Below are 17,386 nucleotides of genomic sequence, written 5' to 3'. Positions count from 1 at the left end.
GGCTCCGGACACGGCACTGCCCCCGAGACCGGAGTCCCGAGGGCAGTGCCGGAGCCACAAGCACCGGAGCCACAAGCACCGGAGCCACAAGCACCGGAGCCACAAGCACCGGAGCCACAAGCACCGGAGCCACAAGCACCGGAGCCACAAGCACCAGAAGCCGAGACCGCGTCAGACGGTGTCGCGCCCCGCGCCGCGGGAAGGGACCGCGGTGAAGGTGCGCGGGCGGCGGAGCCCGGCGGCCTCGAAGGCCTGCTCGACCGCCGCGCGGACGTGCTCCAGGTCGGCCTCGCGGACCAGCGCGATGGCCGAGCCGCCGAAGCCGCCGCCGGTCATACGGGCACCCAGGGCGCCGGCTGAGCGCGCGGAGTCGACGGCGAGGTCGAGTTCGGAGGTGGAGATGCGGTAGTCGTCGCGCATGCTGGCGTGGGAGGCGTCCAGGTGCGGGCCGATGTCGGTGAGGCGGCCCTCGCGCAGCAGGGCCACGACGTCGAGCACGCGCTGGTTCTCGGTGACCACGTGGCGCACGAGCGGCGCGAGGTCGCCCGGCAGCTGGGCCAGCGCTGCGTCCAGGCCTTCGAGGGTGACGTCGCGCAGGGCCTTCACGCCCAGCAGCTCGGCGGCGCGCTCGGTGCCGCGGCGGCGTTCGCCGTAGCCGCCTTCGGCGTGGGAGTGCTTGGTGCGCGTGTCCATGATCAGCACGCGGACGCCGGCCTCGGCGAGCGGGAACGGCACCTGTTCCATCTCGCCGGAGCGGACGTCGAGGAACAGCACGCAGGAGTCCTGGCAGCACAGCGACGCCGTCTGGTCCAGCAGGCCGGTGGGGGCGCCGACGAAGTCGTTCTCGGAGCGCTGCACCCAGCGGGCGATCTCCGGGCGGGCCGGGGTGCCCGGCTTGCCATCGTCGAGTTCGACGCCGGCGAGGCCGAGCAGTGCGAGCGTGACGGCGCATTCGAGGGCGTGGGACGAGGACAGGCCGGCGCCGGAGGGGACGTCGCCGGCGATGACCAGGTCGGCGCCCGCGGCGTGGCCGTGGTCGCGCAGCACCCAGGCGACGCCCGCGGGGTAGGCGGCCCAGCCCTCGACCGAACCCGGTTCGAGGGAAGCGATGTCGAGGAGGTCGGAGTACTGGAACTGGCCGTCGTCGCCGAGGGTGGCGACGTTGAGCTTGCCGTCGTCACGCGAAGTGGCCGCCACGGCGAGGCGGTGGGGGAGGGCGAAGGGCAGCACGAAGCCGTCGTTGTAGTCGGTGTGCTCACCGATCAGGTTCACCCGGCCGGGAGCGGACCAGACCCCGGCCGGAGCGCGGCCGTGAATCCGGTGGAACGCACCTGCGGCGTCTTCGGCGGGGCTCACCTGGCCTGCGCCAGCACGGCGTGCAGTGCCGAGGTGGACACCTGCGCCGAGGAGTCGCTGCCGGTGACCTCGATGGTCACGGTGCCGCCGTTGGCCTTGCCGACCGTGACGCGGCCGCCGGGCACGATGCCGACGGACTTGAGCTCGGTTAGCAGCGACTCGTCTAGCTGAACGTGCTCGGCGATGCGCCGCACCACGACGTCGCCGCCGCCGGTGCGGGCGAACTCGTCGAGGCGTACGAGGTCGGACTCGGCGGGCGGCGCGGGGTCGCCGTCGCCCAGCTTGTCGAGGCCCGGGATCGGGTTGCCGTAGGGCGAGGTGGTCGGGTGGTCGAGCAGCTTGACCAGCTTGCGCTCGACGGCCTCGCTCATCACGTGTTCCCAGCGGCACGCTTCGGTGTGCACGTGTTCCCACTCGAGCCCGATGACGTCGACGAGGAGGCGCTCGGCGAGACGGTGCTTGCGCATGACGGCGATGGCCAGCTCACGACCGTGGTCGGTCAGCTGCAGGTGCCGGTCGTCGGCCACGACCACCAGCCCGTCGCGTTCCATCCTGGCCACGGTCTGGCTCACGGTCGGCCCGCTCTGCTGCAGGCGTTCGGCGATCCGTGCCCGCAGCGGAACGACACCCTCTTCTTCAAGCTCGTAGATGGTACGCAAGTACATCTCGGTGGTGTCGATGAGATCGTTCACGCTGTCCCCTTCGTCCGCGTAGCTCATCGTAGTCGTTGGCCCCGACAGCGACGGCACGCGCCGACATAACAAGCCGGGCGGGCTGAAAAGTCCGGCCCGGGTGCGCGTGAGGCGCCCGGACCTGCAGGATGGGGCGTATGGACCCGCTGATCACCCCCGCCGAGCTCGCCGCCCTGCCCGAGGCGCGGCGCCCCGTGGTGCTGGACGTCCGCTGGCGCCTGGCCGGGCCGCCCGCCGCCGAGTCCTACCGCGAGGGCCACGTGCCCGGGGCGGTGTTCGTGGACCTCGACACCGCGCTGGCCGCGCCGCCCGGCGACGGCGGCCGTCACCCCTTGCCCGACCCCGCCGACCTGCAGCGTGAGCTGCGCGAAGCCGGCGTGAGCGCCGGCCGGCCGGTGATCGTGTACGACGACGCCGACGGCTCCGTCGCCGCGCGAGCCTGGTGGCTGCTGCGCTGGGCCGGTCACACCGAGGTGGCGGTGCTCGACGGCGGTTACGCAGCGTGGCTCGCCGAGGGCCGCGAGACGACCACCGACGCCCCCACCCCCGAACCCGGCGACTTCGAGGTGCGCCCCGGCGGCATGCCGGTGCTCACCGCCGACGAAGCCGCCGCCCGCGCCCGGGCCGGCGTGCTGTTCGACGCCCGCGCGCACGCGCGCTACACGGGCGAGACCGAGCCGGTCGATCCGCGCGCCGGCCACATCCCCGGGGCGATCAGCGCGCCGTCGGCCGAGCACGTCGGTGAAGACGGCCGCTGGCGCTCGCCCGCCGACCTCGCCGCGCGGTTCGCCGGGCTGGGGCTCGAAGAAGGCACCCCCGTCGGCGCCTACTGCGGCTCCGGCGTCACGGCGTCGTCGGTCGTGCTCGCGCTGGAAGTCGCGGGCCACCCCGAGCCGGCGGCGCTGTATGCCGGCTCCTGGTCGCACTGGTCGCGCGACCCCGAACGCCCCGCCGCCACCGGTCCCGAGCGCGGCTGACCCGAGCCGGCGGCACCGACCTGCCACGGGCCGACCAGCCCCCAGCCCCAGCCCTCAGCCCTCAGCCCCCTGCGCCAGGCCGTGACAGTCGGCTGAACCACCGCACAGCGCCCGAAGGCTGAACCCGGCTCGGGCACGCCGGGGCCAGTACAGTGCGGTACATGTCCTCGCCTGCTGTCGTCTGGGATGCCGCACTGCTGGGGTACGACCTGGGTGGGGAGCATCCGTTCAACCCCGTCCGCCTGGAGCTCACGATCCGGCTGGCCACGGAGCTCGGTGTGCTGAACGACGTCGAGCTGCTCGTGCCCACCGCGGCGGGCGACGAGGAGCTGCTGCGCATCCACGCGCCCGAGTACCTCGCGGCCGTGCGGGAGGCGCCGCTCGTCGGGTGGGACGTCGGGCACGGGCTGGGCACGGGGGACAACCCGGTGTTCAGCGGGATGCACGACGCATCGGCGCTGGTGGTCGGCTCGACGCTGCTCGCGGCGCGCAAGATCGCCGAGGGCGAGGTGAAGCGCGCGGTCAACATCGCGGGCGGGCTGCACCACGCGATGCGCGACTACGCGTCGGGCTTCTGCGTGTACAACGACTGCGCCATCGCCATTTCCTGGCTGCTCGACCACGGTTTCGACCGCATCGCCTACCTCGACACCGACGTGCACCACGGCGACGGGGTCCAGACCGCCTTCTACGACGACCCGCGCGTGCTCACCGTTTCGCTGCACCAGCACCCGTTCACGCTCTGGCCCGGCACCGGCTACGCCGCCGAGATCGGCAACGGCAAGGCCGCCGGCACCTCGGTCAACATCCCGCTGCCGCCGCACACGAAGGACCCCGGCTGGCTGCGGGCGTTCAACGCGGTCGTCCCCTCGCTGCTGGCCGAGTTCGAGCCGCAGATCCTCGTCACGCAGTGCGGCGTCGACTCGCACGAGGAAGACCCGCTGGCCGACCTTTCGCTGTCGGTCGACGGGCACCGCACCATCTACTCGACGATGCGCGACCTCGCCGAGACCTACAGCGGCGGGCGCTGGCTCGCCGTCGGCGGGGGCGGCTACCAGCTGATCCGCGTGGTCCCGCGCTCGTGGACGCACCTGATCGCCACGGTGCTCGACCGCGACGTCGCGCCCGACACGGCGCTGCCGCCCGGCTGGGTCTCCTCGATCACCAAGGCCGCGCCGACCGCGGAGATCCCGCACGCGATGACCGACGAGAAGGACACGGCGTTCAAGCCGTGGGGCGACGCCGCCGACGACCCGGTCGACCTCGCGATCCGCGACACCCGCCGCGCGGTGTTCCCGCTGCACGGCCTCGACCCGGACGATCCCAGGGACTGACCATGTCCGAAGACCCGGCACCCGGAAACGGCCTGCGCGACCCGTACGACTACCCCCGCGACTGGGAGGCCGACGTCGTCCTGTCCGACGGCGGCACCGTGCACCTGCGGCCTGTGGTGCCCACGGACGCCGACGGCCTCGTCGCCTTCCACAGCAGGCTTTCCGAGCGCACGCGCTACCTGCGTTACTTCGGCGCCTACCCGCGGATCCCCCCGCGTGACCTGCAGCGATTCTCCACTGTGGACCATCACGACCGGGTCGCGTTCGTGGCGCTGCTCGGCGGCGACATCGTGGCCGTCGGGCGCTACGAACGGCTTGACGGCGGCCCCTCGGCCGAGGTCGCGTTCGTCGTCGACGACAAGCACCAGGGCCGCGGGCTCGGCTCGATCCTGCTGGAGCACCTGGCCGCCGCCGCGTCGGAGAGCGGGCTGCGCCGGTTCGTCGCCGAGGTCCTCGCCGAGAACGCGCCCATGGTCCGCGTGTTCCGCGACGCCGGCTACCAGGTCAGCCGCGCCATCGAGGAAGGCGTGCTGCACCTGGAGTTCAGCATCGACCCGACGGAGGAGTCGCTCGCCGTCGCGCGCTCGCGCGAGCAGGCGGCCGAGGCGCGCAGCGTGCACAACCTGCTGCACCCGCGCTCGGTCGCGGTGATCGGCGCTTCGGCCGACCACACGAAGGTCGGCCACGTCGCCTTCCGCAACCTGCTCGCTGCCGACTTCACCGGCACGGTCTTCCCGGTCAACCCCGAGCACCGCTCGGTGCGCGGCGTGCGCGCGTACGCGTCGGTGCTCGACATTCCGGACCCGGTCGACCTCGCACTGGTCGCCGTGCCCGCCGAGCTCGTCGAGTCCGTGCTCGACGCGTGTCTCGCCAAGGGGGTGAAGACGCTGGTGATCGTCTCCGGCGGCTTCGCCGAGTCCGGCCCGCTCGGCCTGCACGCCGAGCTGCGGCTCGTCGGCGAGGCCCGCGCGCACGGCATGCGCGTGGTCGGCCCGAACGCGCTCGGCGTGCTCAACACCGCGCCCGGCGTGCGGCTCAACGCCACCCTCGCGCCGCAGCTGCCGCGCCGCGGGCACACCGGCTTCTTCTGCCAGTCCGGTGCGCTGGGCACGGCGATCCTGGCCGACGCCGGTTCGCGCGGCCTGGGCCTGTCCACGTTCGTCTCCGCCGGCAACCGCGCCGACGTCTCGGGCAACGATCTGTTGCAGTACTGGGAAACCGACCCCGAGACCGACCTCGTGCTGCTCTACCTCGAGTCCTTCGGCAACCCGCGTAAGTTCGCCCGCCTGGCGCGGCGGCTCGCACGGAACAAGCCGATCGTCGCGGTGAAGTCGGGCCGCCACGCCGTGCGTCCCCAGCTGGCCGCCACGTCGGCTGAGGTCGACGAGGCGAGCGTGCAGGCGCTGTTCGAACAGGCCGGCGTGGTGCGCGTGGAGTCGCTCGCGCAGCTCTTCGACGCCGCGCTGGTGTTCGCGCACCAGCCGCTGCCGGCCGGGCCGCGGATCGCGATCGTCGGTAATTCGAGTGCGATCGGGCTGCTCGCCGCCGACACCGCGCGGGCACAGGGGCTGCACCTCGCCTTCGACCCCGTGGACATCGGCCCGCAGGCCGGGCCCGACGCGTTCGCCGCCGCCGTGCGCGAAGCCCTCGACTCGCCCGAGACCGACGCGCTCATCGCCGTGTTCGCCCCGCCGATCCTCATTCCCGGCACGGCCTACGCACGGGCGCTGAAGGAAGCCGTGCTGGAGCACGAGCGCACGAAACCCGTTGTCTCCACGTTCCTCGCGGCCGAAGGCGTGCCCGACGAATTGGCCGTGCTGAGCGAAGACGGTGTGCCCACGCGGGGTTCGATCCCGTCGTACCCGAGCCCGGAACGCGCGGTGACCGCGTTGTCCCGCGTGGTGCGGTATTCGGCATGGCGGCAGCGTCCACAGGGGACACTGGTGCGCCCGGCCGGGCTGCACGTCGAGCAGGCGCAATCGATCGTGCGCGAGCTGGTCGCCGAGGCCGACGGCCACTCCACGATGCTGTCCGACGACGACGTGGTGCGGCTGCTCGGCTGCTACGGCGTCGACGTGGTGCCGTTCCGCGTGGTGTCCGATGTGGACGCCGCTGTCGCGGCCGCGGCGGAGCTGGGCTACCCCGTCACGCTCAAGGCGGTGGACGAGCGGCTGCGCGGCCGGCCCGACCTCGCGGGCGTGCGCCTGGACCTCACGTCGGAGGACTCCGTGCGCGTGGCCTACCGCGACCTGTGCGAAGTCTCCGGCGACAACGAGCTCTACGTGCAACGCATGGCGGCCAAGGGAATCTCGTGCGTGATCGGGCTGCAGGACGACCCGTCGTTCGGCACGCTCGTGTCCTTCGGGCTCTCGGGCCTGGTCAGCACGTTGCTCGGCGACCGCGCCTACCGCGCGGTGCCGGTCACCGACGTCGACGCTGCCACGCTCATCCGCGAGCCCCGCACCTCGCCCCTGCTCACCGGCTACCGCGGTGACGAACCCGCGGACCTGGCGGCGCTGCAGGACATGGTGCTGCGCGTGGCCGCGCTGGCGGAGGACAACCCGGAAGTCCGGTCCCTGGCGCTCGACCCGATCCTCGCCTCGCCCGACGGCGCCTTCGTGGCCAACGCGCGCATGGTGCTGGGCCCGCCGCCGACCCGGCCGGACACCGGGCCGCGGCGGTTGCGCCACATCACGCCGTCGGACTGATCCGCCGGCTCCCCGGGTCTTGCCGCGGCGCCGCCCTGCAGCCGGGTCGCGGCCTCGGTCAGCGCGGGTCGACCCCCAGGGCGCGGCGGCCGCACGCCCGTTCGGGGCCGAAGGCGCGCGTGTGGTGATCACCGACGTGCTCGACGCCGAGGGCACACAGCTCGCCGCCGACCTCGGTGACGCGTCCGTGTTCCAGCGCCTCGACGGCGGCGCCATCGTCAGCGTGTCCTCTGTGGAGGGACTCGCCGGCATGCCCTTCCTCGTCGCCGGCACCGCGAGCGAGTTCGCGATCCGCGGGATGACCAAGCCGCCGCGCCGGAGGTGGGCGCGCGCGGCAGCCGGGGGTGAGCTCCGTCCAGCCCCGGCGTGACCGACACGGTGATGGTTTCCGAGGCCGCCGGTGGCGGATGGGGGAGCCGCGGCGACTCATGCTCTGCTGTGATCCACACGACTGAGAGCGAGTAGTGAACACCGCTAACGGAAGTCGGGCGGGAGGTATGGACAAGACTCGGGGGTGACTACTGGGAGGTGTGGTGGGCGAGACCGGCTCGATCACCCTCCCGGGCACCGCGGCGCTGACCCAGGTCGGCCGGCTCGCCACGCTGTCCTGGGAGGTGCTGCGGGCGATCTTCCGGCGTCCGTTCCAGTTCCGTGAGTGGATCCAGCAGTGCTGGTTCTTCGCGAGTGTCACGATCCTGCCGACGGCGCTGGTCGCCATTCCGTTCGGAGCCGTGATCGCGCTCCAGCTGGGGTCGCTGACCACACAGATCGGCGCGCAGTCGTTCACCGGCGCCGCGAGCGCGCTCGCCATCGTGCAGCAGGCCGCTCCGCTGATCACGGCGCTGCTCGTCGCCGGCGCGGGGGGCAGCGCGGTCTGCGCGGACATCGGCGCGCGCAAGATCCGCGAAGAGATCGACGCGATGGAAGTGCTCGGCGTCAACCCGATCCAGCGCATCGTCGTGCCGCGCGTGCTGGCCGCGATCGTGGTGTCCGTGCTGCTCAACGGCCTGGTCAGCGTGGTCGGGGTGCTCGGCGGCTACTTCTTCAACGTCGTGCTCCAGGGCGGCACTCCGGGTGCCTACCTGGCCAGCTTCAACGCTCTGGCCCAGGTGCCGGACCTGTGGATCAGCGAGATCAAGGCGTTCCTCTACGGCTTCGTCGCCGGGGTCGTCGCCGCGTTCCGTGGTCTGAACCCCGCGGGCGGGCCGAAGGGCGTGGGCGACGCGGTGAACCAGGCCGTGGTGATCACGTTCCTGCTGCTGTTCCTCATCAACGTCGTGCTCACCGCGATCTACCTCAAGATCGTGCCGCCGAAGGCGCTCTGACGTGACCGCCGAACCGATCGAGGCTCCCGCGCTGTCCGACCGGACGCTCGAGATCATCGCGCGCCCGGGCGCGAGCCTGGAAGGACTCGGGCGCCAGCTGTCGTTCTACGGCCGCGCGCTCGCCTGGTCGCCGCGCACGATCCGCCGCTACGGCCACGAGACGCGGCGGCTGCTCACCGAAGTCTGCTTCGGTACGGGCGGGCTCGCGGTGATCGGCGGGACGCTCGGCGTGATGATCGGCATGACGCTGTTCACCGGGCTCATCGTGGGCCTGCAGGGCTACTCCGCGCTCAACCAGCTCGGCACCGCCGCGCTCACCGGCTTCATCTCCGCGTACTTCAACACCCGCGAGGTCGCGCCGCTCTCGGCCGGGCTCGCGCTGTCGGCGACGGTCGGCTGCGGCTTCACCGCACAGCTCGGGGCGATGCGGATCTCCGAGGAGATCGACGCGCTCGAGGTGATGGCCGTGCCGAGCATGCCCTACCTCGTGACCACGCGCGTGCTCGCAGGCGTCACCGCGGTGATCCCGCTGTACGCGATCGGCTTGCTCTCGTCCTACCTCGCGTCGCGGCAGATCACCATCTGGCTCTACGGCCAGTCGGCCGGTACCTACGACCACTACTTCACGTTGTTCTTGCCCCCTGAAGACGTGTTGTGGTCCTTCGCCAAGGTGATCGTGTTCAGCGTGATCGTGATCCTCTCCCATTGCTATTACGGCTACACCGCCGACGGCGGGCCGGCCGGCGTCGGCGTGGCGGTGGGTCGCGCGGTGCGCACGTCGATCGTGCTGATCTCGGTGCTCGACTTCTTCCTGAGCCTCGCGATCTGGGGTGCCAACACCACCGTGCGGATTTCCGGATGAGCACGCGGCGCGAAACGCTGAAGCGGCTCCGGTACCAGGTGCTGGGGCTGATTTTCCTCGTCGTCGCGGCGCTGTTCTTCACCACCACGATCGCGATCTACAAGAAGGTCTTCACGCCCGTCACGCTGGTGAAGCTGGAGACCGACCACGTCGGCAGCCAGCTGCGCACGGGCGGCGACGTGAAGGTGCGCGGCCTGCTCGTGGGCGAGATCCGTTCGGTCACCGCGAAAGGCGACCACGCGGAGCTCGAGCTCGCGCTGCAGCCGGACAAGATCGACGAGATCCCGAGCAATGTCTCGGCGCGGCTGCTGCCCAAGACGCTCTTCGGCGAGCGCTACGTCGCGTTGCAGCTGCCCGAAAAGCCCGCCGCGCACATCGCAGCCGGCGACGTGATCCCGCAGGACCGCAGCAGCACGGCGATCGAGCTGGAACAGGTGCTCGACGACGTGATGCCGTTGCTGCAGGCCGTGCAGCCGGAGAAACTTTCGAGCACACTCAGCGCCGTTTCGACCGCGCTCGACGGGCGGGGCAAGCAGCTCGGCCAGACGCTCGTGAACCTCTCGGACTACCTCGGGCAGCTGAACCCGTCGCTGCCCGACCTCAAGGCCGACATCACCGGGCTGGCCAACGTTTCGGCCACCTACGACAAGGCCGCGCCCGATCTGCTCGACGCGCTGGCCGACCTCACCACGACGACCCAGACCATTGTGGAGAAACGCCAGGGACTGTCCGATGTATACGCCTCGGTCTCGGCGGCGTCGGCCGACCTCACGAGCTTCCTGGACGTCAACAAGGACAACCTGATCCGGCTCACCACGGCCGTGCAGCCGACGCTCGATGTGCTCGCGAAGTACGCGCCCGAGTACCCCTGCCTGCTCAAGCAGCTCGCCGCTTCGGTGCCGGAGGCCGAGTTGGCATTCGGCAAGGGCACGGCCCACCCAGAGGTCAGCCGCGTGACGATCGAGTTCACCGCGAGCCGCGGCAAGTACCTGCCGGGCGTCGACGAGCCCAAGTACGACGACAAACGCGGCCCCCGCTGTTACCCGCAGGTGCCGAAACCCGGGTACTGGTCGCAGTACCCGCCCGACGGCGCGGTGAAGGACGGCTCCACGAAACCCGCGCCGCCGCACAGCCCGGCCGAGTCGCTGCCGGGCGAGATCACCTCGGGCGCGATCACGTCGAACACCGTCGCCGGCCGTGGTCAGTCCGGTGGTGGCGGTGAATCGGGCGGCGCGCCTTCCGTCATCGGCTCCACCGACGAGGAACAGCTGATCGACCTGCTGGTCTCGCCCGCCATGGGCACCACGCCGGATCAGGTGCCCGGCTGGGCCGGCCTGCTCGTCGGGCCGCTCTACCGAGGGGCGGAGGTGGAGCTCAAGTGAGGTCCTTCGTCCCCGCATTGGTGAAGATCCTGATCTTCGCCGCCGTTACGGTGCTGCTCACCGGCATCCTCGCCGCCACGATCGCGAACACGAACTTCGGCACCACGGCGGGGTTCGCCGCGAAGTTCACGGACGCCTCGGGCCTGCAGCCCGGCGACGACGTGCGCATCTCCGGCGTGAAGGTGGGGCAGGTCGACTCGATCGACGTGCAGCAGGGCGAGCAGAATGGAGCCCAGAACTTTGCTGATGTGCGCTTCGCCGTCGACGCGCAGTACAAGCTGCCCGCGCTCACGACCGCGACGATCAAGTACCGCAACCTCGTCGGCCAGCGCTACCTCGCGCTCGGCACCGACGTCACCGGCGGCGGCACCCTCGCCGACGGCGCGACGATCCCGCCCGAGCGCACCAAACCCGCCCTGAACCTCACGGTGTTGTTCAACGGGTTCAAGCCGCTGTTCCAAGCGCTGGACCCGAAAGAGGTCAACGAGCTCTCGGCCGAGATCATCCAGGTGTTCCAGGGTGAGGGCGGCACGATCACGAGCCTGCTGGCGCACACCGCGTCGATCACGACGTCGATCGCCGGCAAGGACCAGGTGATCGGCCAGGTCATCGACAACCTCAACCAGGTCCTGACCACGGTGAACTCGCGCGGCCCGCAGCTGGGCGACCTCATCGACCAGACGCAGCGGCTCGTGAGCGGCCTGGCCGAGCAGCGCAAGCCGATCGGTGACGCCGTGGGGGCGCTGGGCGAGCTGACCGAGACCACGTCGGGCCTGCTCGCCGACGCGCGCCCGGCGGTGAAGGACGACGTCAAGCAGCTCGGCACGCTGTCGAACAACGTCGCGGACTCCGACCAGCTGCTCGACCACCTGCTGCAGGTGCTGCCGGGAAACCTGGAGAAGTTCACGCGGACCCTGAGCTACGGCGGCTGGTTCAACTACTACCTGTGCGGAATCGAAGGCACGATCGGGATTTCGTCGCTGGACGTGACGCTGCCGATCGTGCCGCTGCCTGCCACTGAGCGCGCGCCGAGGTGTGGCCCGTGAAGCGGCTCAAGGAACGCAACCAGGCGGCGGTCGGCGGGGTGACGCTCGTGCTGATCCTGCTCGTGACCGCCGTGGCTTACTTCTCCGACAGCATCCCGCTGTTCGGCAACGGCACCACGTACTCCGCCTACTTCGGCGAAGCCGCCGGACTCGCGCCGGACAACGAGGTGGAGGTGGCCGGCGTGAAGGTCGGGCAGGTGACGTCGGTGGAGCTGGCGCACAAGCAGGTGCTGGTGAAGTTCCGAGTGAAGGGCGTACGCGTGGGCGACGCGTCCACCGCGTCGATCGAGATCAAGACGCTGCTGGGGGAGAAGTACCTCGCGCTCGACCCGAAGGGCGGCGGCACGCAGAGCCCCGGCGACACGATCCCGATCCAGCGCACGCGCACGCCGTTCCAGCTGCAGGACGCGTTCGACCAGCTGTCCACGACCGTCGGCGACATCGACACGAAGCAGCTCGCGGACAGCTTCACCGCGTTGTCGGACTCGCTGAGGGACAGCCCGCAGTACCTGAAGGACACGCTCTCGGGCCTGTCCGCGCTGTCGAAGACGGTGTCCTCGCGCGACGACGACCTGCACACGCTGCTGGCCGGCACGAGCACGATCTCCAAGACGCTCTCGGACCGCAACACCCAGCTGCAGCAGGTGATCAGCGACGGCAACCTGCTGCTGACCGAGCTGCAGAACCGCCGCGACCAGATCAGCGCGCTGCTCAAGGGCACGCAGCAGATCTCGCAGCAGCTCTCGGGGCTCGTCGCCGACAACCGGGCGCAGCTGAAGCCGACGCTCGACGCGCTGGGGAAGGTGACTGATGTGCTGCAGCGCAACCAGGGCAACCTCGACCGCGGCCTGGCGCTGATGGCGCCGTTCGCGCGCGTCGGCGCCAACGCGACGGGCAACGGCCGCTGGTTCGAGGGCTATCTGTGCGGGCTGCTGCCGCCGACGATCACCGCGGGCGGGCTGTCGATCAACCCCGAGGGCTGCACCCCGCCCATCGCGGCGCCGAACCAGGGGGTGGGCGGACGATGACGACCGCCGACGTGCTTTCTCCCGCGGAGGCGGCATGACGATCGAGACTCGCACTCAACGCAACTTGGTGACCTGGCTGGGTTTTGCCTGCGTGGCCGCGCTCCTTCTCACAGCCGGGCTGTGGCTCGTGTTCCGCACGAGTAGCGGCACCACACTGTCGGCGTACTTCGGCAAAACCGTCGGCCTCTACGCCGGTTCCTCGGTCCGCGTGCTGGGCGTTCCCGTCGGCGAGGTCACCGCCGTGACGCCGGACGGGCAGGCCGTGCGCGTGGACATGCGCGTGAACGACGACGTGCCCATCCCCGTCAACGTCGGTGCCGTCGTGGTCGCGCCGAGTCTCGTCAGCGACCGCTACGTGCAGCTGACCCCGGCCTACGACAGCGGCCCGACGCTCGCGAGTGGCACCGTCCTCGCCCGGGACAAGACCGCCACGCCGGTCGAACTCGACGACCTCTACGCGAGCCTCGACAAACTCTCCACCGCGCTCGGACCCAAGGGTGCCAACAAAAACGGCGCCCTGTCCGACGTCCTCGACACCGCGGCCGCCAACCTCAAGGGCAACGGCGCCGACCTCAACTCCACCGTCGGCCGCCTCGCCGACCTCGCGGGCACGCTCGACGACTCCAAGGACGATCTGTTCGCCACCGTCCAGAACCTGAACTCGTTCACGGATGCCCTCGCCCAAAGCGACAGTCAGCTCAACGAGTTCTACGAACGCGTCGCCGACGTCAGCGGGTTCCTCGCCGACGACTCGGCCGACGTCGGAGCCGCGCTGAGCTCCCTGGCCTCCTCGCTCGGTGACGTGAAACAGTTCGTGGCCGACAACAAGGCCGGACTGGAGTCCAATGTGGACAAGTTGGCCTCGCTGACGGGTGTGCTCGTGGACCAGCGCGCCGCCCTCGCCGAGGTGCTCGACATCGCGCCCACCGGCGCCACGAACTTCATCAACTCCTACGATGCCGCCTCCGGCACCATCGCCGTGCGCGACAACCTCAACGAGATCACCAACCCGCCGATCCTCACCGTCTGCCGCATCCTCGCCGCGGGCACGCCGAAGGGCGTGCCCACCACGTTGACCGACATCTGCAAGCAGCTCGCGCCGGTCCTCGACGGCGCGCTCAAGCTGCCGACCGTGCCGCAGGTGCTCAACTCGCTGCAGAACGGCCAGCTGCCTCCGTTGCCGCTCCCGCTCGTGGACGTGATGACGCAGCTTTCCGGCGGTGGCAAGTGAAGCGGCGGCGCTTGGCCGGGGTGCTCGCCGGCGTGCTCGTGCTCGCCGGCTGCAGCGACGGCGGGTTCAACGGCCTCTACTCCACACCGCTGCCGGGCGGGCCGGACCTGGGTGAGCACCCGTACCACGTGACGGCGCTGTTCACCGACGTGCTCGACCTCGTGCCACAGGCGAGCGTGAAGGTGGACGACGTGGCCGTGGGCCGGGTCGACAAGATCACGCTCACGCCCGACACGCGCTCGGCCCTTGTTGCCATGACTGTCAACGGCGACGTGCAGCTGCCCGGAAACGCGCGCGCCGAGCTGCGCCAGTCGAGCCTGCTGGGCGAGAAGTTCGTGGAGCTGGGGCAGCCCACCGAGGAGAAGCCCGCCGGTCACCTCGCCGACGGCGCGCAGATCCCGCTCGGGCGCACCAACCGCAACCCCGAGGTCGAGGAAGTCCTCGGCGCGCTTTCGTTGCTCCTCAACGGCGGCGGCCTCGGCCAGCTGCAGGACATCAGCCACGAGCTCAACGACGCGTTGTCCGGCAACGAACCCGAGATGCGCGCGCTGCTGTCGCGAGTGGACGATCTCGCGACGCAGCTCGACTCGCACAAGGGTGAGATCCTGCGCGCGATCGACGGGCTGGACAAGCTCTCGCACACGCTCGCCGGGCAGCAGCAGAACATCAAGACCGCGCTGGACAACCTGGCGCCGGGCCTGAAGATCGTGGCCGACCAGCGCGACCAGCTCGTGGGGATGCTGAACGCGCTCAACAAGCTTTCGGGCGTCGCCGTCGACACGGTGAACCGCAGCCGCGACCAGCTCGTCGCGAATCTCAAGGCGCTGCAGCCGACGTTGCAGAAGCTCGGCGAGGCGGGCCAGGACCTGCCCAACGCGTTGCAGATCCTGCTCACCTACCCCTTCCCGGACTACGCGGGCAACACGATCAAGGGCGACTACGCCAACGTCGACGCGACCGTGAACCTCGATCTCGACAAGCTGCTGCAGAACTTCACGAACACCTCGCAGCCGCCGATCCAGATCGCGGGGCTGACCTCACAGCAGCCAGGATCGGCCACTTCGGAGCTGCCCCTTCCGTTGCCGACCACGGCGCCGCCGGCGAAGAACCAGGCCGGACCCGGTGGGCTGCTCGGCGGCCTCCTGGGCGGCCTGCTCGGGGGAGGTGCCGGATGACCTCGCGCAAGACGCGGATCCAGCTCATCGCGTTCGTGGTGATCGCCGTGGTGTCGGTGGTCTACGCGGGCGGCAAGTACGCGGGCCTCGACCGGCTTTTCGGCTCCCGCGGCTACCAGGTCACCTTGCAGCTGGCCGATTCAGGCGGCATCTTCGTCAACTCCGAGGTCGCCTACCGCGGCGTGACGGTCGGGCGCGTGTCGGCCATGACGCTCACCGGCCACGGCCTCGACGTGCACCTCGACCTCGACTCCGGCGGTCCGGACATCCCCGACGACCTCCACGCGCAGGTGGCGAACCGCTCGGCGGTGGGGGAGCAGTTCGTGGACCTGCTGCCCGACCGCGAGACGGGTCCGTACCTGCACGACGGCTCGGTGATCACGCAGGACCGCACCTCGCTGCCCGCGTCGCCCGACTCCGTGCTGTCGCATTTGGACGATCTCGTGGCGAGCGTGCACCCGGACTCGCTCAAGACCGTGGTCGACGAGACCTACGACGCGTTCGCCGGCACGGGTCCGCAGCTGCAGAAGCTGTTGGACAGCACGGGTTCGCTCACCGCCAAGGCCGCGCAGTACATCCCGCAGACGCGCGGGCTGCTGGCCAACTCGCGCACGGTGTTCGCCACGCAGGAGCGCCAGGCGCAGAACATCACCGACTTCGCCGGCGGGCTGAAGACGATCGCGGCGCAGCTCAAGTCTTCGGACCCCGACCTGCGAACGGTGATCGACCAGGCGCCGCAGCTGAGCCGCCAGATCAGCGACGTGCTCGCCACCTCGGGCACCGATCTCGGCGTGATCTTCGCGAACTCCCTGACCACCGCCCAGATCACCTCCGCGCGCACCGACGCGATCGAGGAGCTGCTGGTCGCCTACCCGGTGATCTCGGCGTTCTCGCCGTCGACTTCACCGGACGGCACCGGGCACCTGGGCGTGGTGTTCAACTTCTTCGACCCGGCGTCGTGCACGAAGGGCTACGAGGGCACGAAACAGCGCCCGGCCAACGACACCACCGAGGCGCCGGTGAACATGAACGCCTACTGCGCCGAGCCGCCGGGTAGCCCCGTCGAGGTCCGCGGTGCGCAGAACGCGCCGTACGCCGGGAAGCCGCCCGCGATCCCGGCCGCTCCGAAGGAATCGGCGCCGTCGACCACTCCGGACGCGAACCAGTTGCCGGGTCTGCTCGGCCTGCTCATGCCGCCGGCCGGCGGCCTCGGGGCGCTGCTGGGCGGGTCGTGATGAAGGCGCGGCTGCTCGTGGTCGTGCCCGTGCTGGCCGTGCTGGCGGCCGCGTGGTTCGGCTGGTCGTGGTGGCGCGCGGCGCACGACGACGCCCTGGCGCGCGGCCGCGACCGCGATGCCGTGCTCGCCGCCGCGAGCACGGAACTGGTGGCCCTCAACACGATCGACTACCACACCGGCGGCGCCGACGTGGATCGCTGGATCGGCGCCACCACCGGGCAGTACGGGGCGAACCTCGCCGGCGACCGGCAGCTGCAGCTCGACCGCGCGACGAGCACCAAGACCGTCTCCACGGCGTCGCTCCTGCAGGCCGCGGTCACCGACCTCGACCCGGCCGCGGGCACGGCCCGGGTCGTCGCCGTGCTCGACGTGCGCGTGAGCACGGGCGGCGGCGCGCCGGTGCCGAAACAGGCGCGGCTGACCGTGGACTTCACGCGTGACGGCGACACGTGGAAGGTCGGCGGCGTCCAGGCGGTGGGCTCGTGAAGCGCTGGTCGATCGCCGTGACGGTGGTGGCGCTCGCGTGCGCGGTCTGGTTCGCCGTGCAGGCCTCGGCGCTGCAGCCCCGCGACGACGACGCGTTGGTGGACCAGGCCACCACCACCCAGGTGCGTGACCAGGTGAGCGCCGGCGTGAAGGCGTTGTTCTCCTACGACTACGCCAACCTCGACCGGACCTCGCGGGCGGCCGCCGAACTGCTCACCGGTCCGGCTGTCGGCCAGTACCACGCGCAGTTCGCCACCGCGAGCAAACGCGCGACCGACGGCAAGCTGATCCGCACCACCACCGTCCGCTCCGCAGGCGTCCGCACGCTCCACGGCGACGACGCGACGCTGCTGCTTTTCCTGGACCAGCAGACGATCCTGCCCGGCGGGGGAGCGCCGCAGTCTTCGGTCGCGCAGCTGGCCGTGACCGCGCGCCGCGTTGACGGGTCGTGGAAGATCACGGGCCTCGATCCGCTGTAAGCCCCTTCCTTCGCGGGCGAATTCGGTGCGTTCGCCGGGAATGTTCCGGCCGGGTGACCGCGCACCGC

General features: G+C 70.9%; 15 protein-coding genes and 1 pseudogene. 14 read left to right on the top strand and 2 right to left on the bottom strand.

The window, feature by feature from the left end; translation table 11 throughout:
* Positions 1 to 171: 171 nt before the first annotated feature.
* Both galK and AB0M56_RS13725 read right to left on the bottom strand, forming a co-directional pair.
* A complete protein-coding gene (galK, locus tag AB0M56_RS13730; protein ID WP_364174833.1) occupies positions 172 to 1,356 on the bottom strand; it encodes a galactokinase in 1,185 nt (394 codons plus the stop codon).
* Positions 1,353 to 2,075: a metal-dependent transcriptional regulator gene (locus tag AB0M56_RS13725; protein WP_304504291.1), complete on the bottom strand. Its 723-nt coding sequence runs from the start codon at positions 2,073 to 2,075 to the stop codon at positions 1,353 to 1,355. The genes galK and AB0M56_RS13725 overlap by 4 nt, the downstream gene beginning before the upstream one ends.
* 110 nt (positions 2,076 to 2,185) lie before the next feature.
* Here AB0M56_RS13725 and AB0M56_RS13720 point away from each other — a divergent pair, with 110 nt between their 5' ends.
* The 14 genes and pseudogenes from AB0M56_RS13720 to AB0M56_RS13655 all read left to right on the top strand — a co-directional run bounded on the left by AB0M56_RS13720 (position 2,186) and on the right by AB0M56_RS13655 (position 17,318).
* A complete protein-coding gene (locus tag AB0M56_RS13720) occupies positions 2,186 to 3,025 on the top strand; it encodes a sulfurtransferase (RefSeq protein ID WP_364174830.1) in 840 nt (279 codons plus the stop codon).
* A 161-nt stretch (positions 3,026 to 3,186) separates the two neighbouring features.
* Entirely contained in the window at positions 3,187 to 4,359 is a 1,173-nt protein-coding gene (locus AB0M56_RS13715) for an acetoin utilization protein AcuC (RefSeq protein WP_364174828.1), read from the top strand.
* A gap of 2 nt (positions 4,360 to 4,361) precedes the next feature.
* The gene (locus AB0M56_RS13710) at positions 4,362 to 7,067 is read left to right on the top strand and encodes a GNAT family N-acetyltransferase (RefSeq protein ID WP_364174825.1); all 2,706 of its coding nucleotides are present in this window, start codon (positions 4,362 to 4,364) and stop codon (positions 7,065 to 7,067) included.
* Between the two features lie 19 nt (positions 7,068 to 7,086).
* Positions 7,087 to 7,412 (top strand): annotated as a pseudogene (locus AB0M56_RS13705) (SDR family NAD(P)-dependent oxidoreductase); the annotation flags it as partial.
* A gap of 185 nt (positions 7,413 to 7,597) precedes the next feature.
* The gene (locus tag AB0M56_RS13700; RefSeq protein ID WP_364046841.1) at positions 7,598 to 8,392 is read left to right on the top strand and encodes an ABC transporter permease; all 795 of its coding nucleotides are present in this window, start codon (positions 7,598 to 7,600) and stop codon (positions 8,390 to 8,392) included.
* Position 8,393: 1 nt separating this feature from the next.
* Complete coding sequence (locus tag AB0M56_RS13695) at positions 8,394 to 9,254, top strand: ABC transporter permease (protein ID WP_220238142.1); 861 nt, start codon at positions 8,394 to 8,396, stop codon at positions 9,252 to 9,254.
* Complete coding sequence (locus AB0M56_RS13690) at positions 9,251 to 10,636, top strand: MCE family protein (protein ID WP_364174822.1); 1,386 nt, start codon at positions 9,251 to 9,253, stop codon at positions 10,634 to 10,636. Before AB0M56_RS13695 ends, AB0M56_RS13690 begins: the two co-directional genes overlap by 4 nt.
* On the top strand, positions 10,633 to 11,682 hold the full coding sequence (locus AB0M56_RS13685) for an MlaD family protein (RefSeq protein ID WP_364174819.1): 1,050 nt from the start codon (positions 10,633 to 10,635) through the stop codon (positions 11,680 to 11,682). Before AB0M56_RS13690 ends, AB0M56_RS13685 begins: the two co-directional genes overlap by 4 nt.
* Positions 11,679 to 12,710, top strand: a complete 1,032-nt coding sequence (locus AB0M56_RS13680) for an MCE family protein (RefSeq protein WP_364174816.1) — start codon at positions 11,679 to 11,681, stop codon at positions 12,708 to 12,710. The genes AB0M56_RS13685 and AB0M56_RS13680 overlap by 4 nt, the downstream gene beginning before the upstream one ends.
* 34 nt (positions 12,711 to 12,744) lie before the next feature.
* Positions 12,745 to 13,941, top strand: a complete 1,197-nt coding sequence (locus AB0M56_RS13675; RefSeq protein ID WP_364174813.1) for an MCE family protein — start codon at positions 12,745 to 12,747, stop codon at positions 13,939 to 13,941.
* Positions 13,938 to 15,116 (top strand): MCE family protein, encoded by a 1,179-nt coding sequence (locus AB0M56_RS13670; protein ID WP_364174810.1) that lies wholly within the window; start codon positions 13,938 to 13,940, stop codon positions 15,114 to 15,116. Before AB0M56_RS13675 ends, AB0M56_RS13670 begins: the two co-directional genes overlap by 4 nt.
* Positions 15,113 to 16,351, top strand: a complete 1,239-nt coding sequence (locus tag AB0M56_RS13665; protein WP_364174807.1) for an MCE family protein — start codon at positions 15,113 to 15,115, stop codon at positions 16,349 to 16,351. Before AB0M56_RS13670 ends, AB0M56_RS13665 begins: the two co-directional genes overlap by 4 nt.
* Positions 16,351 to 16,839, top strand: a complete 489-nt coding sequence (locus AB0M56_RS13660) for a hypothetical protein (protein ID WP_364174804.1) — start codon at positions 16,351 to 16,353, stop codon at positions 16,837 to 16,839. Before AB0M56_RS13665 ends, AB0M56_RS13660 begins: the two co-directional genes overlap by 1 nt.
* The gene (locus AB0M56_RS13655; protein WP_364174801.1) at positions 16,836 to 17,318 is read left to right on the top strand and encodes a hypothetical protein; all 483 of its coding nucleotides are present in this window, start codon (positions 16,836 to 16,838) and stop codon (positions 17,316 to 17,318) included. Before AB0M56_RS13660 ends, AB0M56_RS13655 begins: the two co-directional genes overlap by 4 nt.
* Positions 17,319 to 17,386 lie beyond the last annotated feature (68 nt).

It is taken from the genome of Amycolatopsis sp. NPDC051372 (assembly GCF_040682095.1).
Taxonomy (GTDB): Bacteria; Actinomycetota; Actinomycetes; order Mycobacteriales; family Pseudonocardiaceae; genus Amycolatopsis.
This window is presented reverse-complemented; position numbering and strand designations above follow the sequence as displayed.

Coding starts and splice junctions, on each gene's coding strand:
- AB0M56_RS13725 (WP_304504291.1), bottom strand. CDS start 2,075: ATGAGCTACGCGGACGAAGGGGACAGCGTGAACGATCTCATCGACACC.
- AB0M56_RS13720 (WP_364174830.1), top strand. CDS start 2,186: ATGGACCCGCTGATCACCCCCGCCGAGCTCGCCGCCCTGCCCGAGGCG.
- AB0M56_RS13715 (WP_364174828.1), top strand. CDS start 3,187: ATGTCCTCGCCTGCTGTCGTCTGGGATGCCGCACTGCTGGGGTACGAC.
- AB0M56_RS13710 (WP_364174825.1), top strand. CDS start 4,362: ATGTCCGAAGACCCGGCACCCGGAAACGGCCTGCGCGACCCGTACGAC.
- AB0M56_RS13690 (WP_364174822.1), top strand. CDS start 9,251: ATGAGCACGCGGCGCGAAACGCTGAAGCGGCTCCGGTACCAGGTGCTG.
- AB0M56_RS13675 (WP_364174813.1), top strand. CDS start 12,745: ATGACGATCGAGACTCGCACTCAACGCAACTTGGTGACCTGGCTGGGT.
- AB0M56_RS13665 (WP_364174807.1), top strand. CDS start 15,113: ATGACCTCGCGCAAGACGCGGATCCAGCTCATCGCGTTCGTGGTGATC.
- AB0M56_RS13660 (WP_364174804.1), top strand. CDS start 16,351: ATGAAGGCGCGGCTGCTCGTGGTCGTGCCCGTGCTGGCCGTGCTGGCG.